We start from the raw sequence: 2,811 nt of genomic DNA, 5'->3' as shown, positions 1-2,811 counted from the left end.
GAATTCTTTCTATTACAGTTGAGCCTTATGAAAAAATCGAAGTTGGTGGAATTCGTGTAGATGGACCAGCTGTGATTCTAATTAATCAAGAATAGCTAAAAATAGTTGAATGAACGAAGAAAAGGATCAGCCTTTACGAGAAGGGAAGATCCTTTTTGTTTGCTACGGCTAATAATAGGATATACATATATTCCATCTGATGTGATGGGGTTCAAAGGAAGGAGAGGGTCAGGATTATCATAGTGGAAAGCTTAATATTGGTAGGATTTCTTTTTATTTTATATACATTAGTTGATCAAAAACAAACTAAGTATTTGAAACGATAAATTGTTTTCTTTTTAAGAGCGGGATTTATCTTATAGTGAAACGGATAATTTAAAGGAGGAATTTAGATGGATGCAAGGAAAGAACGCATAAAATACGAGAAGATGTCAAAGAATTATGATCGTATTTATTTAGTTTCGTTTATCCTATTAATTGTACTTGTTTGTAGTAGTGGGATTATCATAGGAGCTACAGGAGGAAAATATGGAGTGTTTTTATTGTTAGCAATTTTACTTAACGCACGTATTACGAAAGAATCTCAAAAAAAGTATGAGCAGTATGCTAACAAAGGGCGTATTTAAAATGACACATATCTTGAAAAGAACAACCTAAATGTACATTTAAAATATCCCTATATTATCACCTATTAACTAAAAAAAGTAACCGTATATAAATAATTTTTTAGTAATCTAGGAATAGAAAATGTACCTTATTAAAATGTTATTTTTGTTCCTATAATGAATTATCCTTCTAGCATATTTAAAAGATTTATATCATATATTAAGAGAAAGAATGTAGTTTAGAAAGGAGTTTTATAGATTGAGTTATTTGGAGGGAAATGACTTGAGTGAACAAAATATGGTAAGTGTACCGAATCCTTACGTATATCAGACATTACAATCGGTAATTGGTAAACATGTGGTTATTGAAACTGTAAGAGGTAATGTAAGAGGAAAGTTAAAGGATGTGAAACCAGATCATTTGCTAATTGAAGATACGGTACCGTATATTGTACGAATTCAACAAATTGTATGGATTATGCCAAAACAATGATCAAATTACATCTAATTTGATTTATAACAAATTGTTTTCATAGACGTCCAAATAAAAACACAGGGTTTTATCTCTGTGTTTCTTCAAATTTTCTTTTTTGGATATATGCTTGAGCATGGATAATTTCTTTCTGAAGTTCTTTTAATTCTTCCGTAGATCCTGATTCAATCCTCATGTACGTAGTAACTAGATTAATCATCATATCCATCTTCTCTACTATATTTTGAATGACCTGTTCAGATTGCTCTTTTTGAGGGTGTTGTATTGCTATTAATACAGTTTCTATATAATTGTTCTTTCTTTGCTGGATATCATAAATAAACTGTTTTGTGTTTGAGTTCATTTGCTATTCCTCCATTTTGGATATACTTCTATTCTATCATATTCGAATGGAAAATATTAGATTATCCTAAGTATACACCTGTCTCGCACATCTCCTCAAATATACAAACTAATCCCTTAACGTAAAGGAAGCTAAGCAAAATATGTCAATTTTGTGTCTAAACGTACAATTTTCTTTTTTTGATATGGTGACCCATGCCCATCAACTTAAGAAAACAGGTTACCCCCAAAACGGTAAAAATATATAATAAATTTTTCAATTTAACACAAATTTATTTTAGAATTCAATAGAGTGCCTCTCAATTTAAGCGAATTTTAAGTGTTAATATTTACCTGATAATATTATAATTTATATATTAAAAATATATAAGAAACGGAGAATTATCATGCTGAATATAGATATTAATCGTTTAACTGATATTTGTTTAGAATATCAGAAGTCTAGATTTTATGTTACTAGAATACCTGAAGATTTCTTATCAATTGCAAAAAAACGTTTCTCTATACCAACGAATGATCGAATTATTGCTTTTTTAAGTTGCAATTTATTTGGCTCAGGAAAATATGGTGTTTATTTTACAAGTTCGGGTTTATATTGGAAAAATTGCTTATTAGGTAAAGGAAATATGAAATGGGATAAATTAAATGAAGTGCAACAAATTGAAATTGATAAAGATGGTTTTTTATCTTTTGATGCACAAAAAAGTTTTAATATTAACGGCAGTGATTATCCACCGCAGTTATTTAAAGAATTACTTATAGCTCTTACAAATTCGTTCCACAATTCAAAGCAAAATGATATACATCCAGTTATAAAAATTGACGAGATAAAATCAATCTGCTCTTTGTTTGAGACGTACGATGAATTATTAGAACCTGATAATGGTTTATTTGTTGACAATCATATTCCAGACAAAAAGCTAAAGGAAATTTGGGCACGATATATTGTTTCAAAAGAAGAAGAAATCATTGCTTTTTTAGATACCTCTGTCCTTGGTAATTTGAGTAAAGGATCGGATGGCGTATTAATTTGTCAATCGGGGATATATTTTAGAGAAACTTTTGTACACTTGTATTTTCCATGGCATGTCTTTAAGAATATCCCTATTACATTGAATTCAAACGAGTTAGAAATCGGAAAAGGCAACATATTTCATCTTCAACATGCTAGAATGTCTAGTCAAGAGATTCTATTATTCATCAAAAATTTAAAACAGCTTGTTAATACGTTATATGAGGAAAATAAGTGTTCACCAACACATAAGGGTCTTAATATAATTTAATATTTTATTTAATCTAATATAAAAAAACGCTATTCTTTTTGTAGAAATATACAGAAAGGATGACGTTTTTTATGAATCTCTCAATTCA

Annotated in this window: 5 protein-coding genes; 4 read left to right on the top strand and 1 reads right to left on the bottom strand. The window is 29.1% G+C overall.

Going from position 1 to position 2,811, the window contains the following annotated elements:
- The 3 genes from Y7E_RS32595 to Y7E_RS0106740 all read left to right on the top strand — a co-directional run.
- A partial coding sequence (locus Y7E_RS32595) for a BC1881 family protein (protein ID WP_017150527.1) occupies window positions 1–95 on the top strand: 95 nt, incomplete at its 5' end.
- 297 nt (window positions 96–392) lie between these two features.
- Window positions 393–626 (top strand): hypothetical protein, encoded by a 234-nt coding sequence (locus tag Y7E_RS0106745; protein ID WP_017150526.1) that lies wholly within the window; start codon window positions 393–395, stop codon window positions 624–626.
- A gap of 238 nt (window positions 627–864) precedes the next feature.
- Window positions 865–1,098: a YuzF family protein gene (locus tag Y7E_RS0106740; protein ID WP_000120820.1), complete on the top strand. Its 234-nt coding sequence runs from the start codon at window positions 865–867 to the stop codon at window positions 1,096–1,098.
- A 67-nt stretch (window positions 1,099–1,165) separates the two neighbouring features.
- Here Y7E_RS0106740 and Y7E_RS0106735 read toward each other — a convergent pair whose 3' ends face one another.
- Entirely contained in the window at window positions 1,166–1,441 is a 276-nt protein-coding gene (locus Y7E_RS0106735; protein ID WP_017150525.1) for a hypothetical protein, read from the bottom strand.
- 385 nt (window positions 1,442–1,826) lie between these two features.
- On the opposite strand from Y7E_RS0106735, the gene Y7E_RS0106730 reads away from it, so the two are divergent.
- On the top strand, window positions 1,827–2,723 hold the full coding sequence (locus tag Y7E_RS0106730) for a hypothetical protein (RefSeq protein ID WP_017150524.1): 897 nt from the start codon (window positions 1,827–1,829) through the stop codon (window positions 2,721–2,723).
- Window positions 2,724–2,811: the final 88 nt, after the last annotated feature.

The organism is Bacillus bingmayongensis, assembly GCF_000299035.1.
GTDB lineage: Bacteria > Bacillota > Bacilli > Bacillales > Bacillaceae_G > Bacillus_A > Bacillus_A bingmayongensis.
Note: the sequence above shows the minus strand (reverse complement) of the source record. Positions and strands in the feature narration are given on the sequence as shown.

Excerpts from the sequence above, each read along its gene's own strand:
- Y7E_RS0106730 (WP_017150524.1), top strand. The coding sequence starts at position 1,827 with ATGCTGAATATAGATATTAATCGTTTAACTGATATTTGTTTAGAATAT.
- Y7E_RS0106735 (WP_017150525.1), bottom strand. The coding sequence starts at position 1,441 with ATGAACTCAAACACAAAACAGTTTATTTATGATATCCAGCAAAGAAAG.
- Y7E_RS0106745 (WP_017150526.1), top strand. The coding sequence starts at position 393 with ATGGATGCAAGGAAAGAACGCATAAAATACGAGAAGATGTCAAAGAAT.